The sequence below is a fragment of the Streptomyces sp. NPDC056128 genome, assembly GCF_042263835.1.
Taxonomy (GTDB): Bacteria; Actinomycetota; Actinomycetes; order Streptomycetales; family Streptomycetaceae; genus Streptomyces.
On record NZ_JBHJVQ010000008.1, the window covers coordinates 156582 to 172021 of the forward strand.

At 72.2% G+C, this 15440-nt stretch carries 15 protein-coding genes; 8 read left to right on the top strand and 7 right to left on the bottom strand.

Going from position 1 to position 15440, the window contains the following annotated elements:
- Positions 1-112: 112 nt before the first annotated feature.
- A complete protein-coding gene (locus ACFC1X_RS18475; protein ID WP_376354891.1) occupies positions 113-1696 on the top strand; it encodes a PucR family transcriptional regulator in 1584 nt (527 codons plus the stop codon).
- Here ACFC1X_RS18475 and ACFC1X_RS18480 read toward each other — a convergent pair.
- Positions 1650-2033 carry a molybdopterin-binding protein gene (locus ACFC1X_RS18480; RefSeq protein ID WP_376354894.1) on the bottom strand — a complete coding sequence of 128 codons (384 nt, stop codon included), beginning with the start codon at positions 2031-2033 and terminating at the stop codon, positions 1650-1652. The genes ACFC1X_RS18475 and ACFC1X_RS18480 overlap by 47 nt on opposite strands.
- Positions 2034-2058: 25 nt before the next feature.
- Positions 2059-2454 carry a helix-turn-helix transcriptional regulator gene (locus tag ACFC1X_RS18485; RefSeq protein ID WP_352157140.1) on the bottom strand — a complete coding sequence of 132 codons (396 nt, stop codon included), beginning with the start codon at positions 2452-2454 and terminating at the stop codon, positions 2059-2061.
- A gap of 108 nt (positions 2455-2562) precedes the next feature.
- Between ACFC1X_RS18485 and ACFC1X_RS18490 the strand changes: the two genes are divergently transcribed.
- From ACFC1X_RS18490 to ACFC1X_RS18505, 4 genes are all read left to right on the top strand, one after another.
- Positions 2563-3342: an Fpg/Nei family DNA glycosylase gene (locus ACFC1X_RS18490; protein WP_376354898.1), complete on the top strand. Its 780-nt coding sequence runs from the start codon at positions 2563-2565 to the stop codon at positions 3340-3342.
- Between the two features lie 146 nt (positions 3343-3488).
- Positions 3489-5546: an NPCBM/NEW2 domain-containing protein gene (locus ACFC1X_RS18495; protein ID WP_376354900.1), complete on the top strand. Its 2058-nt coding sequence runs from the start codon at positions 3489-3491 to the stop codon at positions 5544-5546.
- A gap of 94 nt (positions 5547-5640) precedes the next feature.
- A complete protein-coding gene (gene sigJ, locus ACFC1X_RS18500) occupies positions 5641-6585 on the top strand; it encodes an RNA polymerase sigma factor SigJ (protein ID WP_376354902.1) in 945 nt (314 codons plus the stop codon).
- A gap of 137 nt (positions 6586-6722) precedes the next feature.
- Complete coding sequence (locus tag ACFC1X_RS18505; RefSeq protein WP_376354905.1) at positions 6723-7913, top strand: NAD(P)/FAD-dependent oxidoreductase; 1191 nt, start codon at positions 6723-6725, stop codon at positions 7911-7913.
- Here ACFC1X_RS18505 and ACFC1X_RS18510 read toward each other — a convergent pair.
- Positions 7879-8718, bottom strand: a complete 840-nt coding sequence (locus ACFC1X_RS18510) for a TetR/AcrR family transcriptional regulator (RefSeq protein ID WP_376354908.1) — start codon at positions 8716-8718, stop codon at positions 7879-7881. The two genes, ACFC1X_RS18505 and ACFC1X_RS18510, sit on opposite strands and share 35 nt — an antisense overlap.
- Before the next feature lie 83 nt (positions 8719-8801).
- Between ACFC1X_RS18510 and ACFC1X_RS18515 the strand changes: the two genes are divergently transcribed.
- The gene (locus ACFC1X_RS18515; RefSeq protein WP_376354911.1) at positions 8802-9773 is read left to right on the top strand and encodes a hypothetical protein; all 972 of its coding nucleotides are present in this window, start codon (positions 8802-8804) and stop codon (positions 9771-9773) included.
- 26 nt (positions 9774-9799) lie between these two features.
- Here the strand turns inward: ACFC1X_RS18515 and ACFC1X_RS18520 are convergent, their stop codons facing one another.
- Positions 9800-10573 carry a polysaccharide deacetylase family protein gene (locus ACFC1X_RS18520; protein ID WP_376354913.1) on the bottom strand — a complete coding sequence of 258 codons (774 nt, stop codon included), beginning with the start codon at positions 10571-10573 and terminating at the stop codon, positions 9800-9802.
- A 255-nt stretch (positions 10574-10828) separates the two neighbouring features.
- On the opposite strand from ACFC1X_RS18520, the gene ACFC1X_RS18525 reads away from it, so the two are divergent.
- Together ACFC1X_RS18525 and ACFC1X_RS18530 are read left to right on the top strand one after the other, a co-directional pair.
- Positions 10829-11407, top strand: a complete 579-nt coding sequence (locus ACFC1X_RS18525; protein ID WP_376354916.1) for a DM13 domain-containing protein — start codon at positions 10829-10831, stop codon at positions 11405-11407.
- A gap of 238 nt (positions 11408-11645) precedes the next feature.
- Complete coding sequence (locus ACFC1X_RS18530) at positions 11646-12944, top strand: LPXTG cell wall anchor domain-containing protein (RefSeq protein WP_376354918.1); 1299 nt, start codon at positions 11646-11648, stop codon at positions 12942-12944.
- A gap of 14 nt (positions 12945-12958) precedes the next feature.
- On the opposite strand, the gene ACFC1X_RS18535 is transcribed toward ACFC1X_RS18530, so the two are convergent.
- The 3 genes from ACFC1X_RS18535 to ACFC1X_RS18545 are packed head-to-tail and all read right to left on the bottom strand — an operon-like array spanning position 12959 to position 15392.
- Positions 12959-13318, bottom strand: a complete 360-nt coding sequence (locus tag ACFC1X_RS18535) for an STAS domain-containing protein (RefSeq protein ID WP_376354921.1) — start codon at positions 13316-13318, stop codon at positions 12959-12961.
- On the bottom strand, positions 13315-14583 hold the full coding sequence (locus ACFC1X_RS18540; RefSeq protein ID WP_376355169.1) for a PP2C family protein-serine/threonine phosphatase: 1269 nt from the start codon (positions 14581-14583) through the stop codon (positions 13315-13317). The genes ACFC1X_RS18535 and ACFC1X_RS18540 overlap by 4 nt, the downstream gene beginning before the upstream one ends.
- The gene (locus ACFC1X_RS18545) at positions 14583-15392 is read right to left on the bottom strand and encodes an alpha/beta fold hydrolase (protein ID WP_376354923.1); all 810 of its coding nucleotides are present in this window, start codon (positions 15390-15392) and stop codon (positions 14583-14585) included. Before ACFC1X_RS18545 ends, ACFC1X_RS18540 begins: the two co-directional genes overlap by 1 nt.
- Positions 15393-15440: the final 48 nt, after the last annotated feature.

Here is a 15440-nt window from a genome sequence, read left to right on the forward strand (position 1 = left end):
TGCACTTACGATGCGATGACTCGCACCCACCTGGTGAATATGAGATCGGTGAATGTGAGATGCCGGGCGATCCGCACCTGTCGCCCGGCAGCCCGACGAGGAGCCGGATCGCATGCACGTCGCACACCTCCTGCAGGACGAGTCCCTCGGCCTGCGTCCGCTCTGGTCCGAGGAGGCGCTGCTGCGGCGGGAGATCAGCGGCGTCACCGTCACCGACCTGGAGGACCCGGCTCGGTTCGTGCGGCCGGGCGAGGTCGTGCTCAGCGGACTCGTGTGGTGGAGCGTGGACGGCGGGCAGGGCCGGGCGGAGCGTTTCGTCCGCGGACTGCGCGACGCGGGCGCCGTCGCGCTGCTGGCCGGGGAGGAGACCCACGGATCGGTCCCCGACGACCTGGTCGAGGCCTGTGAACGCCATGCGATGCCGCTCGCGGGCGTGCCCGCCGACGTGATGTTCCGGGCGATCACCGACACGGTCTACCTGCGTCAGTGGGGCGACCTCAGCCGTCAGCACGCCGTCCGGCACGACGCGCTGCCCGAGCATGTGCGGGGCCTGCTGAACCGGCTGGTCGCGGGGGAGGCCGACCCGGCGGCGGTCCTCGCGGCCGCCTTCCCGTCCCCCGACCCGCCCGCCGCCCACCTGCTGACCTCGGCGGGGCGGACCGTCGCGGCGACGCCGGGCGCCGGGCCGCTCACGGGGCGGGGCCCGGCGGCGGTGTCGGGGAGCGGCGGGGGTGTGACGGTGGCGGTGGAGACCGGCGCGGACGTGACCCCCTACGAACGCTGGTGGCTGCACCTGCCCGACCCGGCCGCCGCGCCGCCGCGCCTGCTGGACGAGATCACCGCGGTGCTGGGCCGCTGCCAGGAGGCGCTGACCCGTCGTCGTACGGCTGTGCGGCGGGCGGCCGACGAACTGGGCGCGGCGCTCACCGCGGACGGCGCGGGCGACGTGGCGGCGGCGGTGCGGGCCTGCGGTCTGCCGGTCGAGGGGCCGTACCGGGTGGTCGTGGCCGACGCCGGCGTCCACCACGCAGACCTGGCCCGCGGCGCCCTGGCGGAGGCGGTGGCGCACACCGGCCCGGCGTCCGCGGCCGTGGGACGCCTGCCCGGCGGCACGGCCTTCGCGGTGCTCCCCGAGGAGGCCGCCGCCCCCGGCCTCGCGCGGGCCTGGCCCCTGGTGACCGCCGCCGACCCGGGCACCCTCCTGCACGGCGGGCTCTCCGCACCGTCCGCCGACGCGACCGGCCTGCCCGGCGCGCTGGCCGAGGCCCGCTACGCGCTGGCCTGCGCCCGGACCACCGGCCCGGCCACCTCGTCCCTCGCCGACGCCACCACGCTGACCACCCTGGACGCCCTGCTCACCGGCGTACCCCCCGAGGTCCGCACCGCCTTCAGCCGCACCACCCTCGGCCCGCTGCTCGATGCGGCGAACGCCTCGGCGACCGCGCTGCTGAACACCCTGGAGGTCTTCCTCGCCCACGACGGTTCCTGGGCGCGCACCGCCGAGGCGCTGCACCTGCACGTCAACACCGTCCACTACCGGATCCGGCGCATCGAGCACTTCACCGGCCGCGACCTCACCCGCCTCAGCGACCGCCTCGACCTGTGGGCGGCCCTGCTGTGCCGCATCGAGCCGGGCGGTGAACGGTCCGCTACGGCAGTTCGACGTGCACGTCCGTCGACGTCACCCGCGCGGTGACGGTGACCCCCACCGCCAGGCCGAGGTCCTCGACCGCCTCCCGGGTCACCAGGGACACGATCCGGTGCGGACCGGCCTGCACCTCCACCCGAGCCACCACGTCGTCGGGCCGTACGGCGGTGACGATCCCGGTGAACGCGTTGCGCGCCGACACCGAGACCCCGGAGGACTCACCCGCCCGCTCCCGCACGAACCGCGCCAGTCCCGCGCCGTCGATCACCCGGTTCCCGGAGCCGTCCCGCCCCATCGGCAGCCGCCCCGCGTCGGCCCACCGGCGCACGGTCTCCGGACTCACCCTCAACAGGCGCGCGGCCTGGCCAATGCTGTACGTCGGCACGCGAGAACCCTAGAGGCTGTCCCCCTCAACCCCGGTCGATGTGCACGTTCGTCGACTTCACCCGGGCGGTGGCCTCCATCCCGACCTCCAGGCCCAGTTCCTCCACGGCCTCCCGGGTCAGCAGCGACACCAGCCGGTGCGGACCGGCCTGGATCTCGACCTGCGCCGCCACGTCACCGAGTTTGATCGCGGTGACGATGCCGGGGAAGGCGTTGCGGACCGAGGTGTAGGACGCGTCCTCCTCGCCGCTGCCGCTCTGGGCCAGCTCCACGGAGAAGGCGGCCAGGTCCTTGCCGTCGATGAGCCGCTTGCCGCCCTCGTCGCGGTGGGTCGTCACCCGCCCCGCGTCCGCCCACCGCCGCGCGGTGTCCGGACTGACGCCGAGCAGCCGGGCCGCCTGGCCGATCGTGTATGCCTGCATGGGCGCCAAGATAGGCGACCCGGGGCGGGACGATGCACGGAGCCCGCGGCGCGCGCACCATGGGACCGGGGCCGCTTGAGGTGGCCCGTCTTCCGGGAGGAGGCCCGCGTGCCGGAGCTGCCCGACGTCGAGGGATTCCGCGGGGTCCTCGAATCCTGCGCGACGGGCAGGACCGTCCAGCGTGTCGAGGTGCGCGACACCGGGGTCCTGCACGGAGTGAGCGCCCGGGGCCTGCGCGAGGCGCTGGAGGGCCGGCGCTTCACCAAGGCCGAACGGCACGGCAAGTGGCTGCTCGCCCGCACCGGCGGCCCCACCGTGCTGCTGCACTTCGGCATGACGGGCCTGCTGCTCTGCCGCCGCCCCGACGATCCCGCCGACCCGCACGACCGGGTCCTGTTCACGGTGTCCCGCGACCGCCAGCTCCGCTACCGCGACCAGCGCAAACTCCGGGGCCTGTGGCTGGCCCACGACGAGTCCGACGTCGCCCGGCTGCTGGACCACCAGGGCCCGGACGCGCTGACGGTCGACCGGGAGCACTTCGAGGCCGCGCTCGGTGCACGGCGCGGCAGCGTCAAGACGGCGCTGACCGACCAGTCCGTCGTCGCCGGCCTCGGCAACCTCCTCGCCGACGAGATCCTGTGGCGCGCCCACCTGCACCCCACCCGCACCGCGAGCGACCTCACCGAGTCCGACCGCCGCCGCCTCCACACACACATGCGGCGCACCCTGCGCTCCGCCGTCCCCGCGGGCCGCGTCCCACCCCGCGACTCCTGGCTCACCGGCCACCGCGACACCCCGGACCCCGCCTGCCCACGCTGCGGCACCCACCTGCGCCACTCCCGCGTGGGCGGCCGCGGCACGGTGTGGTGCCCGCGCTGCCAGCGGTAGCCTCGCCGTTCCGTGCGGCGCGCCCGCCCCGAACCAGCCACTCAGAGTCGAACCCCTTCCAACAAAGTCGGACGCTCCCTAACCTCGTCGCCCAGCAGTTGCACCAAGGGAACGGTCCAAGACGCATGACGAGGGAGATACCGCTGATGCCTCATTTCCCCGGGCGCAGAGCCCGGTTCGTCGGCTCGCCCGTGCGCACTGCTCTCGCAACGCTCGGCGCGGGGCTGTTGTGCGCCACGGCGCTCACCCCACCGGCACTCGCCGCGGACGCGACGAAGGCGGGCCGCTCCACGGCCACGTCGTCGGCCGACGGTGACGATCACCTCGCGCTGACGCCCCCGATGGGGTTCAACAACTGGAACGCCACCCACTGCCGGGCGGAGTTCAACGAAGAGATGGTCAAGGGAATGGCCGACCTCTTCGTGGAGAAGGGGCTGAAGGACGTCGGGTACGAGTACATCAACCTCGACGACTGCTGGGCCCTGCCCGAACGGAACGCCGACGGCAAACTCGTGCCGGACCCGGAGCGGTTCCCGAACGGCATCAAGGCCGTCGCCGACTACGTCCACTCGAAGGGCCTGAAGTTCGGCATCTACACCAGCGCCGGCACCAAGACCTGCAGCGACATCGGCTTCCCCGGCGCACTGGGCCACGAGTACAGCGACGCCCGGCAGTTCGCCGACTGGGGTGTCGACTACCTCAAGTACGACAACTGCAACAACCAGGGCATCGACGCGAAGAAGCGCTACACGACGATGCGAGACGCCCTGAAGGCCACGGGGCGTCCGATCCTCTACAGCATCTGCGAGTGGGGTGAGAACAAGCCCTGGGAGTGGGCCAGGGGCATCGGACAGACCTGGCGGACGACCGGGGACATCAAGGACAACTGGGCCTCCATGCTGTCCATCATCAAGAAGAACCTGCCGCTGGACGAGTACGCGGGTCCGGGCGGCTGGAACGACCCGGACATGCTCGAGGTCGGCAACGGCGGCATGACCGACACCGAGTACCGCACCCACTTCTCGATGTGGTCGGTCATGGCCGCGCCCCTGCTCATCGGCGCGGACCTTCGCTCGGCTCCCCAGTCGGCCTTCGACATCCTCTCCAACGAGGAGGTCATCGCCGTCGACCAGGACGAGCTGGGCACGCAGGGCAAGGTGATCAGCTCCGACGACGGCCGCTGGGTCGTGGCCAAGGAACTGGCCGACGGCAGCCGGGCGGTGGCCCTCTTCAACGAGAGCGACCACCCGCAGCGCGTCTCCACCACGGCGCGGGCCGCCGGTCTGCCGCACGCGGCCGGATACCGGGTACGGGACCTGTGGAAGCACCAGGACACCCACACGGCCGGCAGGATTTCCGCGACCGTCCCCGCGCACGGCACCGTGCTGGTGCGGGTCAGCCCCGACCGCGCGTGGGCCGAACTGCCGCCGGCGGTGGACTCGGGCGTGGACGGCAGAGCGTTCGCCGAAGCGGGTGACGGAGTGCGGTTCACCTCGGTCACCGAGAATCTCGGACGCCTTCCGGTGCGCTCCGTGTCCACCCGGGTCACCGGTCCCGAAGGATGGCGGGTCGAGGCCGAGTCGCGCCCGGGCACCCGGCTGCTGCGTGGCGGCGCCGCGCTGCGGACGACTTGGCGGGCCTCGGTCCCCGCGGGTACCGGCCCCGGTGCCTACGACCTGAAGCTCATGACGGAGTACCGCACGCCGGACGGGCGGCAGGTCCGCGCCATTTCACCGGTCCGGGTGAGGGTGTCCGTCGCTCCGGAGGACGGGACCACGTATCTCGGTGACCTCCCGCCGCTGGCCACGGTCAACGGCTGGGGGCCGGTCGAGAAGGACCGGAGCAACGGTGAGAACGCGGCCGGTGACGGCAACGCGCTCACCATCGGCGGCCGGACCTGGGACAAGGGCCTCGGCGTGCACGCGTACAGCCGTGTCGAGTACTACGCGGCGGGCCGCTGCGAACGAGTCACCGCCCTGGTCGGTGCCGACGACGAGATGGGCGAACGCGGCACCGTCGCCTTCGAGATCCGCGCCGACGACGAGCGGAAGGCGGCCACCGGAGTCCGCACCAACGCCCAGGACGCCCAGGAGATCACCGCAGACGTACGCGGCGCCGAAACGGTCACGCTGATCGTGAACGACGGTGGCGACAGCACCGAATCCGACCACGCCGACTGGGCCGATCTGAAGATCACCTGCTGAACACCCCGGTGGCCGTGCCCTGAAGGGAGGGCCCGGCCACCGGCCGACCCGTCCGGCACGGAGAGCGGCCACCGCGGCCGCTAGGATCCGGCCCATGGCCCTGACCATGAACGACGTGGAACGGTTCGAGGCGTCCAGGCCCCGTCTGGAAGCCATCGCCTACCGCCTCCTCGGCTCCGCGAGCGAGGCCGAGGACGCCGTGCAGGAGACGTATCTGCGCTGGCAGGCCACCGACACCGACCGCGTCGAGGTCCCGGAGGCCTGGCTGACGAAGGTGCTCACCAACCTCTGCCTCAACCAGCTCACTTCGGCCCGCGCCCGGCGGGAGACCTACGTCGGTCAGTGGCTGCCCGAACCGCTGCTCGCCGGGGACCCGATGCTCGGCCCGGCCGACACGGCCGAACAGCGCGAGTCGGTCTCCTTCGCCGTACTCGCCCTGCTGGAGCGGCTGTCCCCGGGCGAGCGCGCGGTGTACGTCCTGCGCGAGGCGTTCGGCTACGCGCACCGGGAGATCGCCGGGATCCTCGACCTCACCGAGGCCGCCAGCCAGCAGATCTTCCACCGCGCCAAGAAGCACGTCGCCGAGGGCAGGGCCCGTACCGAGATCGACGAGGCCGCCGCCCGGCGGGTCGTCGAGGAGTTCCTCGCCGCGGCCACCAGCGGCCGCACCGAACCGCTCGTCCGCCTGCTCACCCAGGACGCCGTGTCGATCGGCGACGGCGGCGGGAAGGTCCCGGCCCGGGCCAAGGCGTTCGAGGGTGCCCGCGCGGTGGCGACGTTCATGCGGGGCCTGTTCAAGCCCGGCAAGGCCAAGCGGGCCCTGGCCGGCGGCACCGTCGGGATCTACGCCGACACCGCGAACGGCGACCCCGCCGTGGTGGCCGTCGTGGACGGCCGGGTCATCGGTGTCATGTGCCTGGAGGTCACCCCCGAGGGCATCGCCGGGTTCCGCAACCAGGTCAACCCCGACAAGCTCGAACGCGCCACCCTGCGCTGGGCCTCCACCGACCACGGAGAACCCCTGTTCAACGCCTTCTGACCACCACCCATGCGCATGTGACGCGCATCACATCCCGCTCCTGTCAGGAAACGGCGGGCCGCCCGGTTCAAGGGGCGACCCGCCGAAGGGCTCCGGACCCCGGAGACCGTCGGACACCGGAGACAAGGAGCAGGGAAATGCAGCACCGCATCGTCGTCCTGGGCGCCGGATACACCGGTGCCATCGCCGCCGGGCGCCTCGCGAAGCGACTGCGCCGCGAGGATGTCGCCATCACCCTCGTCAACGCCGAGCCCGACTTCGTCGAACGGGTCCGGATGCACCAGCTCGCGGTCGGCCAGGAGCTGAGGCCCCGGTCGCTCGGCGAGATGTTCGCGGGCACCGGTGTCGAAGTGCGGCTCGCCAAGGTCACCGGCGTGGACGTGGGCCGCAGGACGGTCGCCGTCACCGACCCGGACCGTCCGGGCGAGGACCGGGAGCTGGAGTACGACACCCTCGTCTACGCCCTCGGCAGCGCCTGGAACCACCAGGGCGTGCCCGGCGCCGTCGAGCACGCCCACGAGATCGCCGGCCGCCCGGGAGCGCTCCGGCTGCGCGAGCGGCTGGCCGGGCTGGCCGCCGGGGAGTCCGTGGTCGTGGTCGGCGGCGGCCTGACCGGCCTGGAGGCCGCCACCGAGATCGCCGAGGCCCGCCCGGACCTCGACGTGTCCCTCGCCGCGCGCGGCGGTCTCGGCGACTGGCTCTCGCCCAAGGGCCGCCGCCACCTGCGCAAGGTCTTCGGCACCCTCGGCATCACGGCGTACGAGAACGCCGCGGTCACCTCCGTCGCGGCCGACCACGTCGCCACCGCCGACGGCACCACCATCCCGGCCGCGGTCACCCTGTGGACCGCGGGCTTCGCCGTCCACCCCATCGCGCGGGCCACCACCCTGAACGTGACCGACACGGGCCAGATCGTGGTCGACGGGACCATGCGCTCGGTCTCCCACCCGGACGTGTACGCCATCGGCGACGCGGCCATGGCGGCGGGCCCCGGCGACCAGCCGCTGCGGATGTCGTGCGCCTCGGGCACCCCCACCGCCTGGCAGGCCGCCGACTCCATCGCGGCCCGCCTGACCGGCGGCAAGCTCCCGAACGCGCCGCTGCGCTACTTCAACCAGTGCATCTCGCTGGGCCGCCGGGAGGGACTGATCCAGTACGTCACCGCCGACGACCGCGCCGTACGGGCCGCCCTGACCGGACGCTTCGCCGCCCTCTACAAGGAACTGGTCTGCAAGGGCGCCGCCTGGGGAGTCGCCAACCCGACCCTCGGCGTACCGGCCCGGCGCCGCGCCGTCACGCGCCCGGAGGCTCGTCCCGCGGCGGTGTGACGGCGCGCAGGAACGCGTCGGCGAACGTGTCGCAGACGTCCTCGACGGGCGGGGCGGAGAGGTGGGGCATCCGGTCCGTGGTCGGCCGCATCAGGAAGTGGACCATGAGCGGGCTGGTCATCTGCTGCATGAGGAGCAGCGGCGGCAGGTCACGGATGCGCCCCGCCTCGATCTCGGCGGTGAGCCACCGGCCGACACTGGCGAACATCCGCGGGATGAACTGCTCGGTGATCGGCCGTACGGAGTCGTCGTGCGGCCGGGCCAGCACTTCGGCGTAGACGGCGGGCAGGAGCCGGGGCTCACGGCTCAGGGCGGCGGCCATGAGGGAGTAGACGGTCCGCACGGTGCTGCGCAGATCCGCGGACGGGGCCGCCAGTACGGCCTCGACGTCGAGGATCGGGCTGTAGCGCTCGAAGACGGCCAGCAGCATCTCGTCCCGGCCGCCGAACGCGGCGTACAGGCTGTGCACCGAGCACTGGGCCCGCGCGGCGACGCGTTCGAGGGAGAGTGCGGACAGCCCCCGCTCGCCGATGAGCGCGGCGCCGGCCTCCAGGGCCCGTTCGCGCACCGGCCGCTGCCCGCCGGGGTCGACGCCGGCGGCGCGGACCGCCTCGTCCAGGGCGTGCCGGCTGCCGCCCAGCCGGCGCAGCAGGGTGCTGCGCGAGATGCCCGCCTCCTGGGCGATGGCCTGCATCGAGACATCACCGACGGCCAGGTCGCGCGCCCGGGCGGCGCGGAGCGCGGCCTGTACGAGTTCTTCGCGCACGGGACCGGAGGCGGTGAACTCGATGTTTGACACAGCCATCAACTTACCATGTATCGTTGTTTCAACAGATGATGAATTAATCTCGGTCGTCCCTGAAGCCCCTTCTGACAAGGATCCCGCCCATGACCCAGCAAGCCGGCACCAAGCTCGCCGTCATCGTGGTGGGCCTGGCCGCGGTAGTCGTCGTGATGCTGTGCGCCTTCGCCCTGCCCTCGATCAGCAGCGGCCCGCACAACCTGCCCGTCGGCGTCACCGGCCCGGAGAAGGCCACGACAGCGGTGAGCGAGTCCCTCCAGGGCGACAAGTGGGACGTCACCGCGTACGAGAACGAGGCCGACCTCAAGTCGGCGATCGAGAACCGCGACGTCATGGGCGGCATGGTCCTGGCCCCCGGCCAGGTCACCGCCTACACGGCCACGGCGGGCGGCCCGCAGGGGGCCGCGACACTGACCGGCACGGCGACGGCGCTCGCGGGCAAGCAGCAGGCGGACATCACCGTCACCGACCTCAAGCCGTTCCCCGAGGACGATCCCAGGGGCGCGGGCTTCGCCTCCGCCACTCTGCCCATGATCTTCGGCGGCATGTTCCCCGCCGTGCTCCTCTCCCGCCTCTTCCCCGGCCACTCCGGACTGCGGCTGCGCGCGGTCGGCGGCGCCGTCTTCGCCGTCGTCGCGGGGTTCGCCGTCACCGCGTTCCTCCAGTACGGAACGGGCTCACTCGGCGGGGACTACCTGATCACCGCGCTCGGCATGTCCCTGGGCATGGCCGCCCTGGTCATGACGCTGCTCGGCCTGGAATCGCTCTTCGGGCTGCCCGGCTTCGGCCTCGGCGCCGCGGTGGTCATGCTGCTCGGCAACCCGCTCTCGGGCCTGGCCAGCGGCCCCCACTGGCTCCCCGACGGCTGGGCCGCCTTCGGTCAGCTCCTGCCACCGGGAGCCGCCGGCAGCCTGCTGCGCGCCAACGCCTTCTTCGACGGCACGTCCGCCGGAACCCCCGCCCTCATCCTGGCCTGCTGGGCGCTGCTCGGCCTGGCCCTCCTCTTCGCGGGGGATCTGCGGGGGCGCCGGGCCACCCCGGCCGCGGCCGCCCTCTGAGGGCCGCTCGGGCGGACCGACCGGCATCAACGCACGGGGAACCCGAACGAGTACCCCTGCTCCTTGAGCCACGGAAGAACGCGACGCAGGGCCTCGACGGTCTGCGAACGGTCGCCGCCCGCGTCGTGGAAGAGGAGCGTCGGCCCGTTGGCCAGCTCCCGCTGGACGGTCTCGACGATGGCGTCCGTGCCCGGCCGCTCGAAGTCCTTGGTGTCCACGTTCCAGCCCAGCGGGCGCATCCCGTGGGAGGCGGCGAGCTTGCGGCTGTAGGGGGTGAAGGCCCCGCCGGGAGCCCGGTAGTACATCGGCCGCACGCCGCCCGATGCCTTGATGATCATCCGCTCGGCGTCGAGGATCTCCTTCGACTGGTACGCCTCGGACTTCTGGTCCATGGCGGTGTCGTGCGACACCGAGTGGTCGCACAGCCGGTGCCCGGCCGCGACGACCTTCTTCACGAGGTCCGGGTGGGCCTGCGCCTGCGTCCCCGTCACGCAGAACGTGGCCTTCACCCCGTACTCCTCCAGCAGGTCGAGCACTTGGGGCGTCCACGCCGGGTCGGGCCCGTCGTCGATGGTGATGTTCACGCCGCGCGCCCCCGCGTCCGAGGCGTGCGCGATGGTCACGTCGACCGGCTTCACCGCACCGCCCGGCGCGGGAGACGCGGACGCCTTCGGCGCCGAACTGCCCACGGCATCGGCCTGCGCGGTCCACACCGAGGCACCGACGGCGAGCATCGTCACCCCGAGGGCGGCCCCGACCACCTTGCCGTACCAGCCCCGCCCACCACTGTGCCGCGCCATGTCCGCCCCGCCTTCCCGCAGTTCCCCGACGAACCCCGGTAACCCGGGTCCACCTGGCATGACGACGAAAAGCGGGCACGGGATCCGTCCGTTACAGATCACGGACAATCCAGGAGAAGTTCCTGGACAACCCGACGGGACAGACGGCGGACGTAAGGGTTTCGTCATCCGCCGAACGACGCGGCCCGGCCGCTCCGTCCGTTGAATGGAAGCGATACGGAAGCGACGCGGCATTCTCCCCGGGAGGCGGACGGTATGGGACGTGGACGAAGCGCGAGGGTCAGGCCGTGGGTGGGCGGCGTGCTGCTGGTGGCGGTCGCCGCGGCCGGCCTCGGGCTGTACTGGTTCCAGCCGTGGAAGCTGTGGCAGGACGAGACGGTCAACGAGGCGCTGCCCGCGACAGCGGACGTGGACGCCTCACGCGCCCCCGCCCAGGGGCCGTCGTCCAGGAAGCCCTCCACCACCCCTCCCCCCGCCGAGCCCGTCACCCTGGCCGCCGGCGACCTGATCAGCCACGAGCACGCGACCTCCGGCACGGTGAAGCTCGTACGGCTGGCCGACGGTTCCCATGTGGTGCGCCTGGAGGACCTCGACACCAGCAACGGCCCCGACCTGCGCGTCCTGTTGACCGACGCACCGGTCAAGGAGGGCCGGGCCGGCTGGCACGTCTTCGACGACGGGCAGCACGTCGGCCTGGGCAAGCTCAAGGGCAACAAGGGCAGCCAGAACTACACCGTGCCCGCCGACATCGACCCGGCCCGCTACAGCAGCGTCAGCATCTGGTGCGACCGCTTCGACGTCTCCTTCGGCGCCGCGGAACTCGCCCTCACCTGAAGCGGCGTGGTGGCGACGGGCGATGACATGGCTCACACAATAAGTGCGGCCTACGAAGGCAACTGTGCCCGTACGTGCCGTTTGTTCATACGTCGTGGAGGCTTTTCCGGCATGGGCGCGGGAAACCCCCTGTGACCTCGATCAAGCAGGCCATACCATCGCCGGAGCATCGCGCCGCGTGAAGATTCCGTGAGTGCGACGCCCCTCGCTTCCTTTCGCCACCCGACCAGGGGTCCATGTGAAGATTCGCCGTGTTCTCGCGACCGCCGTCGCCGCTGCCGTGACCGCTCCGGTCGTCCTCCTGTCGTCGGCGCCCGCCTTCGCCGACGAGAAGCCTGCCGCGCAGACGCAGAAGGCGAAGCCGACGATCGAAGAGCTGAAGCAGGCCGTCGAACGCGCGCAGAAGGAGTACGACGCCGCCGTCATCGCGGAGAACGACGCCGTCAAGTTCTTCGGGGAGGACATGAACGAGGCGACCTACCCGACCAAGGCCGCGGTCATCGAGGCCGAGAAGGTCGCCGAGGCCGCCGCCAAGACCAAGACCGAGGCCGACCAGGCCGTGGTGGACGCCCAGGCCAAGCTGGACGCCGCCACCACCGACGAGGACAAGGCGGCGGCGCAGACGGCGCTGGACGAGGCCAAGACCGCCGCCACGGAGGCCGCGGAGGCCAAGACGGCCGCCGATACGAAGGTCACCGAGGCGCAGACCGCTCACGACGACGAACGCGTCGACCAGGCCCGCAAGATCGGCCTCCTCCAGAAGGCGATGAAGGAAGCCAAGAAGAAGCTGAAGGACGCCGAGAAGGCCCTCTCCGACGCCGAGGAGGCCGAGGAGGGCGAGGAGCCGGGCGGCGAGTGCGTCGCCGCGTCCGAGCTCACCGCCGTCGTCAGCGGGCTGCCGGACAAGGTCGTCGGCGGCACGACGGAGACCTTCACGCTCCGCGTCACCAACGGCACCGGCGGCACGCTGGACGAGGTGTACCCGTTCGCGTCCGCCCACGGCTTCGACACCAAGGGCTACAAGGAGCTGGACTCCTACCTCGACCTGGAGTGGTCCACCGCCGCCAACCCGACGTGGCGCGACGCCGACCTGCTGGGCGGCACCTCCATCGGCTCCCTCAAGGCGGACACCTCGGTCGACGTCAAGCTGCGGCTGAAGGTCGATGCGGACGTCCTGGCCGGACAGGGCTCGGTCTACGTCACGGCCGACTACCTCAACGACGACGGCTCCTGCGGCGGTTACCCGGACCTGGACGACTACGCCTTCCAGATCCTGCCCAAGGGCGGCGACAACGCCGGCGACCCGGGCAAGCCCGAGGACCCGAAGGACAAGCCGGCCCCCAACAGTCCCACCGGACAGGGCGGTACCTCCACCACCCCGGTGAACACGTCCAGCACCACCACCACCGGCTCCCTCGCCCAGACCGGTTCGAACGACGCCCTGCCGAAGATCGCCCTGGCGGGCGGCGCGGCACTCGTCCTCGGCGCCGGCGCGGTGATCGTCACCCGCCGACGCAACAAGAACACCAGCGCCTGACAGGCAGGCCGAGGTCAGCCTGGCGGGGTCCGCCAGGCGGCCTCGGCCTCCCGCGCGGTGGGGTGGGTCGGGAAGACCCGGTCCAGGCCCACGACGCGGAAGACGCGGCTGACGCGTTCGGGGACCGCGGCCAGCGCGATGGACGCGTCGGCCGCCAGGGCGTGGTTGCGGGCGGCGATCAGTACGGTGAGGCCGCTGGAGTCGCAGAACGTGAGCCCCGCTAGGTCCAGGACGAGCAGCTGGCCCGGACGCAGTCCGAGTCCCGGCAGCGCGGCGCGGACCTCGTGCGCGGTGTGATGGTCCAGTTCTCCTGCCAGTTCGATGACCGCTCCGGTGGTGCCGGCACGAACATGGACGGTCAGATTCTCGGTCACTGCTGCTCTTCACTGGGAGGCCGGGGCACGTGGATGGCCAGGACGGCGGTGTCGTCGTCCACGCCGGTGCCGAAGGTGTCGAGCAGGTCGCGGATCGCGTCGACGGTCTCGGACGCGGTGGTCGGAGCCAGGTCGCGGCCGAAGTCGAGGAGCGCGTCGTCACCGTAGCGCTCCTCGCCGCTGGCGGCGGTGTGGGCTTCGGTGAGGCCGTCGGTGTGCAGGAGCAGGGTGTCGCCCGGGGCGAGGTGGACGGCGGTGGTGACGATGTGGGCGTCGGGCAGGACGCCGATGAGCTGGCCGCCGGGGGTGTGCAGGTAGTCGGCGGTGCCGTCGGCGCGCATCAGCAGGGCCGGTGGGTGCCCGCCGCTGGCCAGGGTGACCCGGAAGCCGCCCCGCTCCTCGTCGGGGGTGAGCAGGCCGAAGACGACGGTGCAGAAGCGGGGGTCGGTGCCGTTGTACTCGTGGTTGAGGACGGTGTTGAGGTTGGCGAGGACGGTGGCCGGCGCCGGGTTGTAGACGGCGGCGGCGCGCAGCGTGTAGCGGGCCAGGGAGGTGATGGCCGCCGCGGCGGCGCCCTTGCCGCACACGTCCCCCAGGAACAGCCCCCAGGCGCCGGCCGCCAGGGGGAAGAGGTCGTAGAAGTCGCCGCCGACCTCGTCGACGGAGGCGATGTGGTAGTGCGCGGAGACGTCCAGGCCGGGGATGTTCGCCAGCGCGGGTGGCAGCAGGGTCTTCTGCAGGGTGGCGTTCAGGCTCTTGAGGCGGTCGCGTTCGAGGTCGGCCTCCTTGCGGGCGCGCAGCAGTTCGGTCTCGTACGCGCGCCGGTCGCGGGCGTCGAAGACGGTGGTGCGGATCAGCAGGGGCTGCCCGTCGCCGCCGGTCTTCACGGTCGAGGTGACCATCACGGGCAGCCGGGAGCCGTCGGCGGCCTTCAGCTCCAGGGCGATGCCCTTGATCTCGCCCTGCATGCGCAGGAGCGGGGCGAAGTGCGTTTCGTGGTAGAGCCGCCCGCCGACGGTCAGCAGGTCGGCGAAGTGCTTGCGGCCGACCAGGTCTCCGCGCTCGTAGCCCAGCCAGTCCAGCAGGGTGGCGTTGACCTTCGCGATCTGTCCGTCCAGCAGCGTGGACAGGTAGCCGCAGGGCGCGTGCTCGTACAGGTCCTCGGCGCTGTCCTCCAGCAGGGCGGAGAACTGCGCCCGCTCGTCGGCCGGTTCCCGCTCCTCCTCGGGGCCCCTGCTCTCCTCCTGGTCCCCGGTCCTGCACATCATCCGGCGCTCCCCGCGAACGCGGCGATGGCCGCGGCGGTCTCCTGCGGGGCGGCGAGCTGGGGGCAGTGCCCGGTCGCGTTCAGCGTCACCAGCCGGCTCGCCGGTATCCGCGCGTGGACGAACGCGCCCACCTCCGGCGGGGCGATCGCGTCGTTGGAGCACTGGGCGACCAGCGTGGGCACACCCACCCGGGCCAGGTCCCGGCGGTGGTCGGACAGGAACGTCACCCGGGCGAAGACCCGCGCGATGTCCGGGTCGGTGCGGCAGAAGCTGTTGGTCAGCTCCTCACCCAGTTCCGGACGCTCGGGATTCCCCATGATCACCGGCGCCATGGCGCCCGACCAGCCCAGATAGTTCGCGTCCAGGGAATCCAGCAGCTCCTCGATGTCCTGGGCGCTGAAGCCGCCCCGGTACCCGGTCTCCGGGTCGTCCACGAAGCAGGGCGAGGGCGCGAGCAGGACGAGCCCGGCGAACGCCTCGGGCTCTCGCGCGGCGGCCAGCACGCCCATCATCGCGCTCACCGAATGTCCCACGAACGTGACGGGACCCAGGGCCAGTTCCCGGCACAGCTCCAGGACGTCGTCGACATACCCGTCCAGTGAGCCGTAGCGCTCGGGGCTCCACGCGGAGAGCTGCGAGTTCCCGGAGCCCACGTGGTCGAAGAGGACGACGGTGAAGTGCGGTTCGAGCATCGGCAGCACCAGGCGCCACATGTTCTGGTCGCACCCGAACCCGTGCGCCAGCATCACCACCGGCGCACCGGCCCGCCCGGTCACCGTCACGTGGTTCCTGCTCCGCACATCCATGCGGCCCATCCTCGCAGACCGTCCGCCGGCCATCCCGGCCCTCGACGG

Excerpts from the sequence above, each read along its gene's own strand:
- ACFC1X_RS18475 (WP_376354891.1), top strand. The coding sequence starts at position 113 with ATGCACGTCGCACACCTCCTGCAGGACGAGTCCCTCGGCCTGCGTCCG.
- ACFC1X_RS18485 (WP_352157140.1), bottom strand. The coding sequence starts at position 2,454 with ATGCAGGCATACACGATCGGCCAGGCGGCCCGGCTGCTCGGCGTCAGT.
- ACFC1X_RS18495 (WP_376354900.1), top strand. The coding sequence starts at position 3,489 with ATGCCTCATTTCCCCGGGCGCAGAGCCCGGTTCGTCGGCTCGCCCGTG.
- sigJ (WP_376354902.1), top strand. The coding sequence starts at position 5,641 with ATGGCCCTGACCATGAACGACGTGGAACGGTTCGAGGCGTCCAGGCCC.
- ACFC1X_RS18505 (WP_376354905.1), top strand. The coding sequence starts at position 6,723 with ATGCAGCACCGCATCGTCGTCCTGGGCGCCGGATACACCGGTGCCATC.
- ACFC1X_RS18510 (WP_376354908.1), bottom strand. The coding sequence starts at position 8,718 with ATGGCTGTGTCAAACATCGAGTTCACCGCCTCCGGTCCCGTGCGCGAA.
- ACFC1X_RS18515 (WP_376354911.1), top strand. The coding sequence starts at position 8,802 with ATGACCCAGCAAGCCGGCACCAAGCTCGCCGTCATCGTGGTGGGCCTG.
- ACFC1X_RS18520 (WP_376354913.1), bottom strand. The coding sequence starts at position 10,573 with ATGGCGCGGCACAGTGGTGGGCGGGGCTGGTACGGCAAGGTGGTCGGG.
- ACFC1X_RS18525 (WP_376354916.1), top strand. The coding sequence starts at position 10,829 with ATGGGACGTGGACGAAGCGCGAGGGTCAGGCCGTGGGTGGGCGGCGTG.
- ACFC1X_RS18540 (WP_376355169.1), bottom strand. The coding sequence starts at position 14,583 with ATGTGCAGGACCGGGGACCAGGAGGAGAGCAGGGGCCCCGAGGAGGAG.
- ACFC1X_RS18545 (WP_376354923.1), bottom strand. The coding sequence starts at position 15,392 with ATGGATGTGCGGAGCAGGAACCACGTGACGGTGACCGGGCGGGCCGGT.